Genomic DNA, 17,038 nt, shown 5'->3' on the forward strand with positions numbered 1-17,038 from the left:
GGGCGTTTTTTACCAATAACAATCCTTACTTTGGCTGTCTTACTCAACTATTCACTTGACAACTACAAACTAGAAATTCCATAAAAAGACAGCCAAGGCAGGATTTTTGCATTCGCAAAAGGGTACCACAACAAGGACCAAATAAAATAGTATTATTATCTTTGTTAGAAACCACTTCGCATTTGAAACTGAAAATCAACACTACAAAACTTTTAAGGCGTATTGCAATAACCTTTATTTCAATATTGGTTCTTCTTACCCTGTTGATCCTAAGCTTAAGGCTTCCTGCCGTCCAAAATTTTATCAAAGACAAGCTCATTGTTTATCTGGAGAAAAAAATCAAAACTCCGGTAAAACTTGAAAGAGTTTACATCGGATTTCCCAACAGCCTTGTCATGGAAAATCTCTACCTCAAAGGGCAAGATGTAGATACCCTTCTGGCAGTAAAGAAACTGGATGTAGGGTTACACATGCTGAAACTCCTTAATTCTACGGCAGATATTACTTCAGTCAACATGGAAGGTGCCCGTGCTAATGTGGTACGGAAACCGGATGGCAAATTCAATTTTGATTATATTATTGATGCATTTGCGTCCAGTGATAAAGAAGAAAGCCCTTCCAAGCCCTTTATTATTTCTCTTGATAAAATCAATTTAAAAGATATTGGAGTAACCTTCAACGACCAGCAGTCGAAGAATGACATCAAACTCTATTTTAAGTCGTTCGATACCAGAGTCAAAACTTTTGATCTCAGCAAAAACAAATATGCAGTCAATGACATCAATCTTGACGGATTAAAATTAAAGTTAAAGCAGGGACTCGTAGAAGAAGTTGCTCAAAAAGTAGAGAAAAAAGTAGATTCTCTCAATGAAAAGAAACCGATGAATATTGGATTGAGAGGCATTAAACTCACTCATTTCGATATTGATTACGGTGATGAAAATACCAAAACATTCGCAAAAGTTATATTTAAAGAACTGAGCACAAAGGTTAATAAACTTGATCTGGAGAATAATGCCTACCATGTAGCCAATGTATTTCTTTCCGGAGCAGACATCAATGCCAATCTCTACCTTCCCGCTCAGAATGCCAATCCGAAAAAAACACAGGAACCTGAGGTTTCCAAAGCTTCCGATCAGGATAAAGCCATGAAACTTCTCTTAGGAAAACTTGTTTTGAATGATGTAAAGGCAACTTATAACAATACCGCTATTGCTCCAACCAAACAAGGTATAGACTTCAATCATCTTAATTTTTCAAAAATGAATGTTGAGGTAAGAAGCTTCAAAATGGAGAACAATACTTTTGCAGGAACAGTAAATTCTGCAGAAATCAAAGAAAACAGAGGCTTGGATATCCAAAAATTCAATACGGATTTTGTATATGCTGAAAAGGAAGCTTATCTCAAAGACCTTTATCTTCAAACCCCGAAAACGATATTACGTGATGAGGTTATTTTAAACTATAACTCCATTGATCAGCTTAGCTCAAACTTAGGCGCTGTAAAGATTTCAGCCAATATCAAAGATTCAAAAATAGGATTCTCCGACATTCTGAATCTGGTTCCTACTTTAAAAAATACCGTTCCGTTCAACAAATATCCGAACGCAATCCTTAACGTAAATGCGAATGTAAAAGGAAGCGTCAATGATCTTTTAATTCAGGATCTTAAAGTTTCCGGGCTGGATCAATTGAGAGTAATGGCTTCCGGAAAGATCAAAAATGCGATGAATCCTGATCAGCTGTATTACGATCTGAGAATCGGAGAGTTTTCTTCCAGTGCCAAAACGATATTCAATCTTGTTCCTAAAAATACGATTCCTTCCAATATTTCGCTTCCTTCCCATTTCAGCATTAAAGGAAATGCAAAAGGTACAACTAAGGTTGTGAATACTGATCTGAACCTCTACTCTACTTTAGGAAATGCAGCCATCATCGCGCAGGTAGACATGCGTAGAAAGAATCACGAACTGTATGATGTAAAAGCCAATCTTCAGGGAATACAGGTAGGAAAAATTATTCAGAACAAAGATGTTGGTCCCATCACCGCACAAATTGCCGCAAAAGGAGAAAGTTTTGATTTTAAAAATGCCAAAGCGGATTTAAAAGGGCATGTTGCTTCTGCCGTCTACAAAGGATATCGTTATCAAAATATGAACCTTACCGGAAAGATCAACAAAGGAGCATATCATGTGATTTTAGATTCAAAAGACCCGAATGCCAGTCTACAGCTGGCTGCTTCCGGTGTGTATGATGAAAAAAATCCTACCGTAAAAATCAATGGAGAAGTCATCAAGCTGGATGTCAACAAACTTGGCTTCTATGAAAAGCCAATGATCATTGCCGGAAAAATTGATGGAGATTTCACCAGCTTAGATCCAAATAATCTGAATGGCTATCTAAACCTTAAAGATTTTGCATTCTCTGATACGAAAGAGGTTTATCCGGTACAGGAAGTTAACCTGAAAGCATCATCCACAATAGATTCTACTCAGATTATTTTCAATTCTCAGATTGCAGATGTGGAACTGAAAGGAAAATATAAACTTACCCAGATCTTTGGTGCTTTAACCCAAACGATCAATCAATATTATCAATTCCAGAAACCGGATAAAACCCAGAAAATTGATCCGGGACAACATTTTACCTTTACCGCCAAAGTAAAAAATGATGATCTGATCAGAAAATTTGTGCCGGATCTGAAAGATTTTGAAACGATCAATCTTGTCGGGAATTATGATGCAGATTCTCAAAAAATAGAGATTGACGGACAGATCCCAAGGTTACTGTATGGTGAAAATACCATTGAAAAAGGAGCCTTGAAAGTCACCAATGAAAATCAGGCATTGCAGTACAGTCTGAATGTGGCAGCATTGAAAAGCTCAAGTTTTTCTTTAAACAAAATCAATATTGATGGAGATGTTGCTGACAACACCATTCGCTACAATGTTACGACAAAAGATGAGAAAGATGCTACCCAATTCCTGATTGCAGGAAATGCAAAATCACTGAATGATATTACAGAAATTTCTCTTAACCCGAACGGATTAAAACTCAATTACACAGACTGGAACGTTGCAGAAAATAATAGAATACAAATCAGCAGTAAAGGAATTCTGGCGGATAATTTTATTCTCTCCAATGGAAACAGTGAAATCGCTGTTCAGTCGGAAAGCAGCAGCCCAAGCAGTCCTTTGAACATTTCGTTGAAAGATTTCAAGATTGAAACCATTACGGAACTTATTAAAAAAGATACGGTTCTGGCAAGAGGAACCATCAACGGAACAGCACAGCTTCGTGATGTAACTAAAAATATGACTTTTACTTCGGATCTGAATATTTCTGATTTAATCGTCTACGGAAGCCCTGTTGGAAATCTTGCGGTAAAAGTGAACAATGCTTCACCGAAGATTTTAAATGCAGATATTGCCCTTTCCGGAAATAATAATGACGTAAAAATCCTGGGTGATTACAATACTTCTTCCAGTACTTTTGATCTGAATATGGCAATCAATCAGCTTCAGATGAAGAGTATTCAAGGGTTTTCTATGAATGCGATTACCAATACGGAAGGTTATCTCTCAGGAAATTTAAAGATCACCGGAACGACTGATAAACCCAATATTTTAGGAAAAGTAAAATTCAATGATGCCGGACTGGAAATTGCCAAAACAGGAAGTGATTTCAGACACCTGAGTGATGAAATAGATTTTACCAGCCAGGGAATCGAGTTTGATAAATTTAAAATAAAAGATAAAGACGGAAATGCTCTTGTTGTAGACGGACAGGTCCTGACTCAGACCTACAGAGATTTCGCCTTTAACCTGAATGTGAATGCTAAAGATTTTAAAGTTGTCAATTCAGAAAAATCCAATGACGCAATGATGTATGGTGTTCTTGCTATTGATGCCGGACTTCATATCCGCGGAAACCTTGATCTTCCAAAAGTAGATGGAAGACTGAGCGTGGCAGACAATACGGATTTCACTTTTGTTCTTCCTCAATCCAGCCCTACTTTACAGGAAAGAGATGGTATTGTAGAATTTGTGGATCAGGATCAGGTGGTTTTAAACAAAACAATCAAAGCAGATTCTCTTAATGCGCAAAGCCGTATCAAAGGGATGGATGTGAGTGTTAATATTGAAGTCAGCAAAGAAGCAAAACTGTCGCTGATCATTGATAAAGCCAATGGTGATTTTGTACAGCTCCAGGGTGAGGCAGAGTTAACCGGAGGAATAGATCCGTCAGGAAAAACCACATTGGTAGGAGTATATGAAGTGGAAAAAGGAAGTTATGATCTTTCTGTGAGTTTCCTGAAACGTAAATTTGACATCCAGAAAGGCAGTACTATCACATGGACCGGTGAACCTACAACGGCCCAAATGGATATTACCGCCGTTTATAAAACAGAAGCTGCGCCTATTGACCTTGTAGAACAGCAGATCAGTGGAGAAAGTGCTTCAACATTGAATCAGTTTAAGCAGAGAGTTCCTTTCAATGCTTTATTAAAAATGAAAGGGGAATTATTGAAGCCTCAGCTTACTTTTGATATCACTACAGATGAAAAAAATAATTCTGTATCGACGAATGTGAAAGATGTTGTAGATCAAAAGCTTGCCCAGATCAGAACTCAGGAATCCGAGCTGAATAAGCAGGTGTTTGCCTTACTTCTTCTGAACCGTTTTATCGGAGAAAATCCATTTGAAAGTGGAGCTGGAATGTCTGCAGAGACTATGGCAAGACAGAGTGTGAGTAAAATTCTTTCTCAGCAGCTGAACAATCTTGCCGCAGGACTAATTAAAGGAGTAGATCTTAATTTTGGTCTTGATTCTTCAGAAGATTATTCCACCGGAGAAAAAAATACGCGAACTGACCTGAATGTAGATATCAGTAAAAAATTATTGAATGACCGACTGAAAGTAACGGTAGGAAGTAATTTCGGACTGGAAGGTCAGGCCCGTCAAAATGAAAATATGACCAATATTGCGGGTAATGTTTCAGTAGATTACAGCCTTTCTAAAGATGGAAGGTATATGTTACGAGCTTACCGTAAAGATGAGTATCAGGTGGCTCTTCAGGGGCAGATCATAGAGACCGGAGTTGGATTCATCATTACATTGGATTATGACAAATTCCGCGAGATTTTCCAGAAATCTAAAGAGAAGAAGCCGAAAAAAAATCAAAATAACCAAGTGGTAGAATTTAAATAATGAGTAATAAGTTCCATATATATTGTAAGTATCTGTTGGTTTCCGGAATGGCATCCACGGTAATTTCGTGCAGCAATACCAGGTTTTTGAAAGAAGGCCAGATGCTGTATACAGGAGCCAAAGTGAAGATTGAGAATGATACAATTTCCAAAAAAGAAAAAAAAGATCTTCAGGCTGCCTTAGAAGCCAATCTTACTCCAAAACCCAATTCTACGTTTTTAGGACTGCGCCCAAAGCTGTATTTCTATAATATAGCCAAGGAACCTAAAAAGGATAAGGGTTTTAATTACTGGCTAAAATATAAAGTGGGTGAAAAGCCTGTATTATTGGGTGATGTAGACCGTGAGTTCAATAAAGATATCATCGTCAATTATTCTGAAAACAAAGGATATTTCAATGCTAAAGCTTCTTATGATACGGTTTCAAAGAACAAAAAAGCTCAGGTTATTTACACCTTAAGGCCGGGTTCAAGATATCTGATTGACGGCGTAAAATTCCAGAAAGATTCTACACTGGTTAATCAGGAAATTCAAAACCTTACGGATAGAACCCTTCTTAAAAACGGAAGACCATTTGATCTGGATGTTATCAAAGCTGAAAGAGACAGAATTGACAATAGGTTAAAAGAAAGAGGTTTTTATTATTTCCATCCCGATAATATTATTGTTCAGGCTGACAGTACGGTGAGCAAAAATCATAAGGTGGAACTTAATGTAAAACTGAAAGACAATACCCCTGATTTAGCAACGCAGCAGTTTAGCATTGATAATGTTATTGTATTTCCCAATTACAACATTCAGGACGTAAAAGATGGTAAATACAGTATCCCGATGGATAAAGATTCTCTTGCCAAATATCGTTTTGACGACATTTATGTCATTGATCCGCAACATAAATTCAAACCAAAAATTTTTGACAGAGCATTATATTTCAAAAAAGGAGATCTTTATAACCGCTCTAATCATAATCTTACCCTGAACCGATTGATCAGTCTGGGTGTATTCAAATTTGTAAAGAATGAGTTCATTGTGTCTGATTCTTTAAGCCATAAATTTGATGCGTATTATCTATTGACCCCTAGACAAGTCCAGTCGCTTCGCCTGGAAGCATTGGGAAGAACGAACTCTGCCAATTATGCAGGTAGTGAGCTGAACCTTAACTGGACTCACAGAAACTTTTTCCGTGGTGCCGAGCAATTCAAAGCCGCCATCTACGGAGCATTTGATTTTCAGATGGGAGGCGCTCAGAATGCCAATAATATTTTCCGTGCAGGAACAAACGTACAACTTTCTATTCCGAGAATTGTAGCACCATTCCGTTTTCATTCTTCCAGTGAATTTGTTCCCAGAACAAATATTACATTGGGATATGAATTCCAAAACAGAACCCAATATTATACGCTTAATAATTTCACCGGATCATTCGGATATCTATGGAAAGAAAATGCAAGGAAAGAACATGATCTGAAAGTGATTGATATTACATTGGTTTCTCCTGCAAATGTCACTGCAGAATATGAATCTATCTCTGCAAAAAATCCTGCCTTGAAAAGAGTTGTAGCCAAACAGCTTATTTTCGGTCCTACCTATTCTTATACCTACACTAATACGATGCTGCCAAGAACCAATACCTTTTACTACAAAGGAACACTTGATCTGGCAGGAAATATTACAGGTCTGGTTACCGGAGCTGATGTAAAAAAGGACAAAGAGAAGAAAATATTTGGAATTCCTTTCAGCCAGTATGTAAAGATTGAAAACGACATAAGATTCTATCATAAGTTTACTGAAAAATCTTCACTGGCAACGAGATTTATCGGAGGAATCGCTTATCCTTACGGAAATTCAGAATTTATTCCTTTCTCTAAACAGTTTTTCTCAGGAGGGAGTAACAGTATCAGAGCATTCCGTGCAAGAACATTAGGACCGGGAAGTTTTGATCCGAGAACGATAGATCCGAGCATTTACTTTGACCAGTCTGGAGATATCAAACTGGAATTAAATGCTGAGTACAGAGCCAATCTTTATAAATTTTTAAATGCTGCTGTTTTTGTAGATGCCGGAAATATCTGGCTGCTTCACGACGATAAAGACAGACCGGGCGCTAAATTTTCAAAAGACTTTTTAAATGAAATTGCGGTGGGAGCCGGAGTAGGTCTGAGACTGGATTTTTCTATCCTGATTTTAAGACTGGATCTGGCCATGCCACTGAGAGTTCCTTACTATCAGAAAGGAGACAGATGGACCTTCGATAAAATTAATTTCGGAGATCCAAGCTGGAGAAAAGATAATCTTGTTTTTAATATTGCCATCGGATATCCTTTTTAATATGATCAATACTGTTAAATTTTTCTGGGAAGTTCTTAAAGATACATTTACTGAATGGAACAATTCTACTGCATCAAAAGATTCAGCAAGTCTTGCGTATTATGCCATCTTTTCTATTCCGGGATTATTGATCATTATTATCTGGGTACTTGGAAATTTCTTTGGTGAAGAAGCTATCCGTGGGCAGATCAGCACACAAATCAGCGGTATTATGGGGCCAGATGTGGCAAAAAGTATCGAAGGAATGCTGGCCGGAGCTCTTATTGATAAAAAAAATATTTTTATGAAGGCAGTGGGAGTCGGGTCATTAGTTTTCGGTTCTACAACCCTCTTCTTTCAGCTTCAGCATTCATTAAATACACTTTGGGAAGTGGAAGCAGCTCCCAAAAAAGCACTGGTTAAATTTCTGCTGGACAGAGCGAATTCTTTAGGGATGATTCTTATTCTGGGATTTCTTCTGATGATCACCATGATTTTATCTTCTCTGATCAGTCTGTTTAATACGATTATCACCCAATATTTTGGTTTTGAAACGTATATGCTGGTAGAAACCGTGAATTTCGCTGTAGGCTTTGGACTTGTCATGCTCTTATTTGCTTTAATGTTTAAAGTTTTGCCTGATGTTTTGGTCAGCTGGAAACCGGTATGGAAAGGAGCTTTTCTCACTACTGTTTTATTTACGCTGGGAAAATTTTTATTAAGCCTCTATTTTAACCAGGTAAAACCTACTTCAGCCTTTGGCGCTGCCGGAACCGTCATTCTGATTATGATGTGGATCAATTATTCCTGTATGCTGATATTCTTCGGCGCAGAATTTACCAAAGTTTATACTTACAAAAAAGGATATAAAGTTATTCTTTCCAAACATGCACGGTGGACTCCAGCCAAACTGTACGCTGATAGTTTGAAACAGATGAAAGATAATCAAGAGGAAGATAAAAGTCCAGAAACTTCGGAACCAAAACAATCTTAGTATTAAATAGATTTATAATAAAAAAGCCTCCTGAAATTCAGGAGGCTTTCTATTTTTACATTCTGTTTACCGTTCCGATTCCCAGCAACTCTAACGATTTTTTGATCGTCTTTGCTGTGATATCTGAAATATTTAAACGGAATTGTTTTACGTTTTCATCTTCCTGATTCAGAATTGGATTATTCTGATAGAAAGAGTTATAGGCTTTAACAAGATCATAAACATAGTTGGCAACCAAAGCCGGGCTTAACGTTTCCGCTGATTTAGCAACTACAGTTTTAAAGTTGGTCAATTGCATAATCAATTCTTTTTCGGATTGATTCAATTCAATATCTGCAGTCTCTGTTTGTAAAGCACCTGCTTTAGACAATAACGACTGAATACGTGCATAGGTATATTGAATAAACGGACCTGTATTTCCATTAAAATCAATACTTTCTGCAGGATTGAAAAGCATTTTTTTCTTAGGATCTACTTTAAGCATGAAATATTTCAATGCCCCCAATCCTACTGTTTCATAAGATGCTTCTTTATCTTCTTCTGAAAGAGTTTCCAGTTTTCCTAACTCCTGAGCCTTAGATTTTGCCGTTTCGTACATCTCCTGCATCAGATCATCTGCGTCTACTACAGTTCCTTCACGGGATTTCATTTTACCTTCAGGAAGTTCTACCATTCCGTAAGAAAGGTGGAACAACTGATCTGCCCATTCATACCCTAATTTTTTCAGGATTTTAAATAAAACCTGGAAGTGGTAATCCTGTTCGTTTCCTACTGTATAGATCAGCTTTTGGATATTATTTTGCTTGAAACGCTCTACTGCTGTTCCAAGATCCTGCGTCATGTAGACTGATGTACCGTCTGAACGAAGCAATAGCTTTTGATCAAGTCCCTCATCGGTAAGATCACACCAAACAGAACCATCTTCTTTCTGATACAAAACACCTTTATCTAATCCCGCCTGAATAAGATCTTTTCCTAAAATATACGTGTTGCTTTCATATTGAACCTGGTCAAAATCAACCCCTAATCTTTTATACGTTTCATTGAAACCTTTGTAAACCCATGAGTTCATTTCTGCCCAAAGTGCTCTTACAGTTTCTTCACCATTTTCCCAATCCAAAAGCATTTTCTGAGCTTCTTTCATCACTGGAGCTTCTTTTTTCGCCTGCTCCTCTCCTACACCTTGGTTTACAAGATCTGCAATTTCTTTTTTGTAGTTTTTATCAAATTCTACATAGTAGTTTCCTACAAATTTGTCTCCTTTGGTATTCGTTGTTTCAGGCGTTGCTCCGTTTCCGAATTTCTCCCAGGCCAGCATAGATTTACAGATATGAATACCTCTGTCATTAATAATCTGAGTTTTGATTACATCATATCCGGCTTCTTTTAAAATCTGAGCTACTGAAAATCCTAATAAATTATTTCTGATATGCCCTAAGTGCAATGGTTTATTGGTATTCGGTGAAGAATATTCTACCATTACCGTAGCATTTTTCTTTTCTATAGTGGAAAAATTCTTAGTTACAGATCTGAAGTTATCCACAAACAATTGATTTTTCACCTTCACATTAAGGAAACCTTTTACCACATTAAAGCTTTCAAAAAGATCCGTTTCTGTTAAAGCTTCTCCTAATTCAACCCCGATGCTCTCAGGATTTTTCTTCAATTGTTTTACCAACGGAAAAGTAACAATGGTAAAATCACCCTCAAATTCCGTTTTATTTTCCTGAACTTCCAGTTTGATGTCTTTTAACTGATATACATTTAAAATGACCTCCGAAAGTTTTTGTTCTATAATATATTTAATATTCATGTTTCTAAATTCTCTTTTTAATGCTTATCGCTGAAACATTTTTAAAGTGTATCTCAGCTCAAAATCTGAGTTACAAATATACGGAAATAAAAAAACCGCCCGAAGGCGGTTTAAAAATTTAAATGGTCCTAGTTATCCCACCAAACGGGTATACTCACATCACTCACGACTGCTGCATTATTATTTAATGTTCTTTCAGCTTTAGGAGTTATTAATCTCAAAGGTATTTTTTTAGATTGGCTTTTTTGATTAGCGGTTAATACAGGGAAGCCTGTACGTCTCCAATCATTATAAGGCTCCATTGTAGTAAACAGGGAAGAATATTTTTGAGTAATAATATTCTGTAATGTTACTGCGGCTGAAGCTGTAGTAGCAAAGACAGGATTATCAGCACCAGTAACATCTATCAAAGATGCACTTACAGCAGCTTTCAGGGCAGCTTGAGCACCTACCGTATTTCCCAGTCTGAATTGTGCTTCTGCTTCTATGAATTTAATTTCACTATAGCTAAATATTATATTCGATGTACTTGCACTTCCTGCAAAGTAACTCCCAAAAGGAGAAGCATCTGTGTTGCTTTCTTCCGGAGCTGATCCAGAATATCCCCCGGATGCATCTAATCCAGCATAATGAGGTAACCTTGGATCACTACTATTCTTTAAAAGATCTATAAAATATTTTCCCATAGACATATAACCTGATCTTTGATTATCAAATGCAAACCAAAGATTTTGATTATTTCCTCCATCAAACCGAGCCACCAAGTTATCCGAACTGGATGTAAACGAGTTTTGCAAGTAGTTTAAAGCCTTCTGAGCTGCTACAGTACTTCCTTCTCTTTGAGTTAATCTTAATGCATATCGTGCTTTAATGGCATAGGCTAATTTTTTCCATTTATCTATATTTCCTGCATAAAAAATATCATCACCTGCCGGTAGCCCTAAATTAGCATTTCCAGGTTTTGATAAATCTATTATTGCACTATCTAAATAACTTTGAATCTGGGCAATAACATTTTGCTGAGAATCATATTTCGGAGAGAAATTATTAACCCCCTGAAATGCTTCTGAGAAAGGGATATCTCCCCAAGCATCAGTAGCATATCCCATATTCATAGCTAATAAAATCTTAGCCATACCTGAATAATAAGGATATTTATCCCCAAACTGAGTGATAATCTGATGAAGATTTACTCCAGTCTTATAAATATTAGACCAATCTGTTTCATTATCCAATTCTGTTAAAAAATAATTGGTATAATTTAATGACTGAAACTGATTTCCATTAGTATGCTGAGCCAACAAACTTATTTGTCTTGTCAAGTTACCTGTTGAATTATTAATTGTTCCTACTGCTGCACCGGTAAATAAAGTTTTAGGAGATGTAACTTGTGTAGGACTATTGGGATTTTCATTAAATGTATCTAGCTCATGCTGACAAGAATTGAGAAATATTCCGGCAATAATTATAGGTATGTATATTATTTTTTTCATAATTAAAAAGTAAATTTAAATGATAGGGTATAACTTCTTGTCCCTGGATTATTGAAGTAATCAAATCCATTAGTATTTGAACTTGCACCAGCAATAGATGTTTCAGGGTCTACACCTTTGTAGTTAGTAATTAAAAATAAGTTTCTAGCAGAAAAAGTAACCTGAGCATCTCTTATAAAAGATAGAGTTTGAGTACTAGATAACATTTTACCAAAATTGTATGATAAACTTATATCTCTTAACCTAAGCCAATTTATATCTCTTTCCATCTGTTGTTCATTTGCACTACCAGATCCATCTCCTAAAAAGCTTGAATAATAAGTTTTGTTATTAATTGCTACTGTATTAGGAGCTCCTGTTTCAGTAACACCAGATATTACATACATAGCAGATCTGTCTTCAGCAGAAGCCTGACTCATTCCTAATCTATGTAATCTCGCTAATGTTCCATTCCAAATATCTCCACCTTTACGAATATCTAATAAAAAGCTTAAAGACAAGTTCTTATAACTGAAATTATTTCTGATTCCTCCTAACCAGTCTGGATTAGGATTTCCTATAATTTGAGATTGTGCAGAAACCAGCGGTAAGCCATCAGAACCTATAATTACATTTCCTGATGAATCTCTTTCCCACGCGGTTCCATAAAAAACACCAAGCGGTTGCCCCTTAATAATTGCGGGAACAACATTTCCCGAAAAGAAATCACCGCCTTCACTGGAGAAATTTAAATTGTCTTGTATTTCAACGACCTTATTTACGTTTTTAGCCCAGTTAAGGTTTACACTCCAGTTAAAGTTTTGATTTTTAAGAATATCATACCCTAATTCTACTTCTATACCTTTATTTTCAACTGTAGGACCGTTGGTGAAATAATTCTGAAATCCAGAAGATGGTGCAACTGGAGCCTGGATAAGCAGATCATAGTTGGTTGATTTATAAGCACTCGCATTTAAGCGTAACCTTTTAAATAATTCTAATTCTAAACCGACTTCAAATTCGTCATTTCGCTCAGGCTTTAAATTTGGATTTTTCGCAATGGTAGTTAGCCCATAGGCTCCAACTCCCAAATATGGAGAAGTTAATTGTGGACCAAATGTATCAAAATAGTTTGGAGTTCCATAAGTGTTAACAATATTGTATGGATTAGCAGATGCAAAAGTTTTCGCATAAGCTACTCTTACTTTTCCTAAGTTAACCCAGTTTGGTAAATTTAATGTCTTATTAAACAGCCAAGATCCTGAAACAGAAGGATAGAAATAGGAACTATTCTGTTTAGGCAATGTACTGCTCCAATCATTTCTACCTGTTAATGTTAAATAAAACTGGTCGTAAAATCCGAATTCTGCCGAAGCTAATATCCCTCTTTTAATTTGTTTGAAATCTGTATTATTGGAAACAAAAGTCGTAAAGTTAGAAAGGTTGAATTGATTAGGTTCCAACATTGTAGATCCTTGAGTATATTGATCATTTCCAAATTTAGAAATTATCTGCCCCCCAAAACTATAATTCAAATTAATGTTATCAGTAAAGTTAACCAACCCACTAAAGATTAAATCTAAATTATATTGACTTTGTGTATAAGTGTCTACAACGACCTGCCCTGTTCGGTCAGCTGTTGAATTACCATTACTTGAGAATGAATAATTCTGCTGAGCATGAGTTGTATAGGTATCAACCCCCGCTCTCAACAGTATATTCAAGGCTTTATTATAATTATAAGTTAAATAACCACTAATAATGGATCTGTTTGTCTCGTCTTTATATGGATTATTGTATACTGTATAATATGGATTGTCATATGCTGCAAAATAATTTTTATTATATCCTTGTACAGTCTGATAATCTCTAAGGTCATAGGTTGTTGGTGTTCTCAGTAAAGACAACATTACTCCTGCAGTATTACTCCCTTTCTGAGCTCTTAACCCATTTGTATTTGAAAACTTTACATCAGCTCCAGCTTTTAGCTTATCAGTTAACTTAAATTCAGAATTCACCCCAAAACTTGTCTTTTTAAGCGATGTATTTGGAATAATCCCCGTTTGATCAATATGTCCAAATGAAGCTCTGAAATTACCATAATCTCCACCTCCTGAAAAAGCCAGATTATAATTTTGTGTAACACCTGTTTCAAAGAAGTTTTTAGTATTATCATAGGCCTTCAAACCAGTTACGCTTGAAATTAATGGTCCCCAACTTTGATTGGTTCCCGATGTGGTAGCAAAACCATCAGAACCATATTGAGCAGGTGCAATATAGGTAGCTCCGTTAGTTCCAGCGGCATAGGTTTTTTGAAGTTTCGGTAAACGAGTAATCATATCAAAAGATACAGCTGTAGAAAAATCAATTCCAATTCCTTTTCTTTTTCTCCCTTTCTTACTTGTATAAATAATTACACCATTTCTAGCATTTTCTCCATATAACGCTGCTGCTGCACCACCTTTCAAAATTGATACACTTTCAATATCATCAGGATTTATATCAATAGCTCTGTTCGAGTCATCTACTCCAGCCAAATTACTGCCCTGCCCCGCATTATTATTAACAGAGTTATCAATAATCTGCCCATCTAAAACTATAATAGGTTGGCTTGATAGATTAATTGACTTTTGGCCTCTAATCAGAATTTTGCTTGAAGCTCCTGGCGTACCAGAAGAGCCTGTAACTTGAATTCCCGCAGCTTTTCCCGCTAAACCTTGAATAATATTTGCTTCCCCTGACTTTTTTAAATCATCTCCATTGACTTGTGAAGTAGCATATCCTATTGTTTTTTTCTCTTTTTTAATCCCAAGTGCAGTTACTACCACACCTTCAATCTCTTTTGTCTGTGTAATGGTATCTTTTTTCTTCTGTTGAGCGTTTACAATAGCCATAGAAGAGGATAATACCACAACAAGCAGACTCATTGTTAGTTTCTTCATATCAAAATTAATTTTTACTCAGCAAAATTGTGTTTTTGTTAACAATTCAACAAGTAAAACTTAAAAAAAACAACAAAAGAGCAACAAATAGAAGTAAAAACAAACAAAACAATTAATAAAATACATTAAAAATAAAATATTTAATAAAAAAAATAACATCAATTTTCTAATTGATATCATTTAAAATCACTTTTCAATATAACATATAAAGTACTGATTATAAGATTAATATAAACAAAAAAGTCAGTTTTAATTCACAAAATCCTTTATAAAAATGATTACAAATAAAAAAAACCGCCATTTGGCGGTTTTTTTAGATAAATAAGAAATATTTATTCTTTTCTGAAAACAAGGATAGCTTCGTCATTTCCAGGCGTACTATCCAGGTTTTTACTATTGTCATTAATTCTGAGTTCTGTATTGGAATAGGAATCAATTTCTTTTTTCATTGTTTTAGAAACTCCAGCTTCTGTATAGGTAAGGGTTAATGTTTGATACATTTTATCAAAGGTCCATTTTCCTCCAAAAGAATCAAAAAGATTACAGTTTCCGGAAGAAGAAGACAAATCATATCTTTCATAAGATCCCGAGAAATCAGGATTTATAAATATAACTCCTTTCTTTTCACAGTCACTCAACATGACATCTTTACCTCTAAACTCATACTTATATGGTTTCCAAGTCCCATTAATACTTACACTTTCATTTTCAACTGCACGGTCGTCATCATTGGAACATGATGCAACACTTATTAAAAGAACAATTCCTATAAAAAATCTCATATAAATGTTTTTATATTCCTCAAACCTACTCGTAGATTTGAGGAATTATTATTTAATTTAAAATTTATCCCAAAATATTTTTGTGGATACTTTGTCACCTCCAATCTTTGAAGCTGCAGCATTCACATTCTTAGCGTTAAGAAGATATTCCTGATCAGAATATTTCATTCTTACTGGTACAGATTCTACTACAGATCCCCCAGGATTTACAAATACAGGGAAGTCCAGTCTTCTTGCAAAATTCCATGCCTGGAACCCTTTATTGAACATTGCTATCCAAGCTTGCTCACCAACAGATTTTTTCCAGTTGGCAGCATTATATGGATTGGCAGCTATAAAAGTATTTGCAGTAGCTTCAGTAATACCATACTCAGTCATTGATGCTTTAATTGCAGATTCATATAGATTAGCGGCGGTATCACCAACACTAAATCCTCTAGCAGCGGCTTCAGTTCTTAAAAACTGAATTTCAGAATAATCTAATAAAAAGCCTTGTGCATTTTCTCCAGAAATTACGTTTGTAAAGTGAGAATAATCTTTGAAAATATTCTGATCTCCGTACACACCCCCTACATAAGCACCAGCAACCTGTGTAAACCACGTGGCTCTTCTTGGATCTGAAGTAGTATTCATAAAATCAACCAGAACATCTGACGGAATAAAGTCATTTCTACCAGACTGAATAACATCCTGATACACAGGATTTGACAACAATCCCGATGGAAAAGTCTGCAGTCCGAAATTATCCATTTTGTCAGTAAATAATCCCGCAGTGTAAGCTGCTTCTGCATACGTTTTAGCCAATGCGGGGTCGCTATCTGCTAAGGTTACAGCCATTCTGAATTTCAATGAATTACCCATTTTCTTCCATTTAGTCATATCTCCTTTGTAGATCAAATCCTTGTCATATCCACTACCAGAAGTATTAATCATAGCAACAGCGGCATCAATTCTTTTGATAAGATCCAGATACACTGTTTTTGCATCATCATAAGGAATTTCCGCACTTCCTGGATTTTCAGCGGTAGCTTTCAATGCTCCGAAATAAGGGATATCACCATATGTGTCAACCAAATTAGCCCATGCATAAACATTTACTAATTCAATCATAGCAATATTGTTATTTTTAGTAACGGGATCTACTCCTTCGCTCTCAAGAAACCTTCTGGCATCTCTTAATGCAGATAATACTCCCGGAGAATTAATTGTAGCTGACGCAGATGCCATCATACGGTTATAATGATTCCTTGGAATTGGTCTCGTCACCATATCATAGTTCGTCTCATCAGTATAAGTAGTTTCTGACCACTGCTGTGTAAAAAACCTGGTAATGTTACGGTTTACATTGGCAGACAATAGCTGGTCAAGAAGTGCATGTTCAGCGCTGGCAAAAAGGACTCCTGACGGAACTTCCGTTGGGTGTTTAGGGTCTTCATTTAGTGACGTGATGTCTCTTTCACAAGATGTAAAAGTTAACGATAATGAAGCTAAACCTATAATTAAAAATATTTTTTTCATT

8 protein-coding genes are annotated in these 17,038 nt (G+C 36.0%); 3 read left to right on the forward strand and 5 right to left on the reverse strand.

Annotated elements, in window-relative coordinates:
- The first annotated feature begins 182 nt into the window (after positions 1 to 182).
- The 3 genes from BUE84_RS19730 to BUE84_RS19740 are packed head-to-tail and all read left to right on the forward strand — an operon-like array spanning position 183 to position 8,510.
- Entirely contained in the window at positions 183 to 5,210 is a 5,028-nt protein-coding gene (locus tag BUE84_RS19730; RefSeq protein ID WP_079243172.1) for a translocation/assembly module TamB, read from the forward strand.
- On the forward strand, positions 5,210 to 7,537 hold the full coding sequence (locus BUE84_RS19735; protein ID WP_079243173.1) for a BamA/TamA family outer membrane protein: 2,328 nt from the start codon (positions 5,210 to 5,212) through the stop codon (positions 7,535 to 7,537). The genes BUE84_RS19730 and BUE84_RS19735 overlap by 1 nt, the downstream gene beginning before the upstream one ends.
- A gap of 1 nt (position 7,538) precedes the next feature.
- Positions 7,539 to 8,510 carry a YihY/virulence factor BrkB family protein gene (locus BUE84_RS19740; RefSeq protein WP_079243174.1) on the forward strand — a complete coding sequence of 324 codons (972 nt, stop codon included), beginning with the start codon at positions 7,539 to 7,541 and terminating at the stop codon, positions 8,508 to 8,510.
- A 55-nt stretch (positions 8,511 to 8,565) separates the two neighbouring features.
- Here BUE84_RS19740 and argS read toward each other — a convergent pair whose 3' ends face one another.
- The 5 genes from argS to BUE84_RS19765 all read right to left on the reverse strand — a co-directional run bounded on the left by argS (position 8,566) and on the right by BUE84_RS19765 (position 17,037).
- Positions 8,566 to 10,323, reverse strand: a complete 1,758-nt coding sequence (argS, locus tag BUE84_RS19745) for an arginine--tRNA ligase (protein ID WP_079243175.1) — start codon at positions 10,321 to 10,323, stop codon at positions 8,566 to 8,568.
- A gap of 128 nt (positions 10,324 to 10,451) precedes the next feature.
- Positions 10,452 to 11,816: a SusD/RagB family nutrient-binding outer membrane lipoprotein gene (locus BUE84_RS19750; RefSeq protein WP_079243176.1), complete on the reverse strand. Its 1,365-nt coding sequence runs from the start codon at positions 11,814 to 11,816 to the stop codon at positions 10,452 to 10,454.
- A gap of 2 nt (positions 11,817 to 11,818) precedes the next feature.
- Positions 11,819 to 14,737 carry a SusC/RagA family TonB-linked outer membrane protein gene (locus tag BUE84_RS19755; protein WP_079243177.1) on the reverse strand — a complete coding sequence of 973 codons (2,919 nt, stop codon included), beginning with the start codon at positions 14,735 to 14,737 and terminating at the stop codon, positions 11,819 to 11,821.
- A 332-nt stretch (positions 14,738 to 15,069) separates the two neighbouring features.
- The gene (locus BUE84_RS19760; protein WP_079243178.1) at positions 15,070 to 15,519 is read right to left on the reverse strand and encodes a lipocalin family protein; all 450 of its coding nucleotides are present in this window, start codon (positions 15,517 to 15,519) and stop codon (positions 15,070 to 15,072) included.
- 57 nt (positions 15,520 to 15,576) lie between these two features.
- Positions 15,577 to 17,037, reverse strand: a complete 1,461-nt coding sequence (locus tag BUE84_RS19765) for a SusD/RagB family nutrient-binding outer membrane lipoprotein (protein WP_079243179.1) — start codon at positions 17,035 to 17,037, stop codon at positions 15,577 to 15,579.
- Position 17,038: the final 1 nt, after the last annotated feature.

Source organism: Chryseobacterium indologenes, from assembly GCF_002025665.1.
Classification (GTDB): domain Bacteria; phylum Bacteroidota; class Bacteroidia; order Flavobacteriales; family Weeksellaceae; genus Chryseobacterium; species Chryseobacterium metallicongregator.

Coding starts and splice junctions, on each gene's coding strand:
- BUE84_RS19765 (WP_079243179.1), bottom strand. CDS start 17,037: ATGAAAAAAATATTTTTAATTATAGGTTTAGCTTCATTATCGTTAACT.
- BUE84_RS19735 (WP_079243173.1), top strand. CDS start 5,210: ATGAGTAATAAGTTCCATATATATTGTAAGTATCTGTTGGTTTCCGGA.
- BUE84_RS19755 (WP_079243177.1), bottom strand. CDS start 14,737: ATGAAGAAACTAACAATGAGTCTGCTTGTTGTGGTATTATCCTCTTCT.
- BUE84_RS19760 (WP_079243178.1), bottom strand. CDS start 15,519: ATGAGATTTTTTATAGGAATTGTTCTTTTAATAAGTGTTGCATCATGT.
- argS (WP_079243175.1), bottom strand. CDS start 10,323: ATGAATATTAAATATATTATAGAACAAAAACTTTCGGAGGTCATTTTA.
- BUE84_RS19750 (WP_079243176.1), bottom strand. CDS start 11,816: ATGAAAAAAATAATATACATACCTATAATTATTGCCGGAATATTTCTC.
- BUE84_RS19740 (WP_079243174.1), top strand. CDS start 7,539: ATGATCAATACTGTTAAATTTTTCTGGGAAGTTCTTAAAGATACATTT.